Origin of the sequence: Klebsiella sp. K47 (genome assembly GCF_051858335.1) — a bacterium.
Lineage (GTDB): Bacteria > Pseudomonadota > Gammaproteobacteria > Enterobacterales > Enterobacteriaceae > Klebsiella > Klebsiella pneumoniae.
Map to the genome: position 1 here is coordinate 1 of NZ_JBPYUI010000639.1, position 206 is coordinate 206.

Annotated in this window: 1 protein-coding gene; it reads left to right on the forward strand. The window is 49.0% G+C overall.

Annotated elements, in window-relative coordinates; genetic code table 11:
• The coding region (locus tag RRF55_RS29520) for a hypothetical protein (protein WP_439419530.1) at positions 1-206 on the forward strand (206 nt) is incomplete at both ends.

Genomic DNA, 206 nt, shown 5'->3' on the forward strand with positions numbered 1-206 from the left:
GTCCGATTGTCATCGGGCAGGCATGTGAGTTTGACTACTCAGGTGCGCAAGCGTGTAAGGCTCTTCGTGAAGAAGGCTACCGTGTTATTTTGGTGAACTCTAACCCAGCAACCATTATGACCGACCCTGCGATGGCAGACGCAACATATATCGAGCCAATCACTTGGCAGACTGTTGCACAAATCATTGAAAAAGAGCGTCCAGAT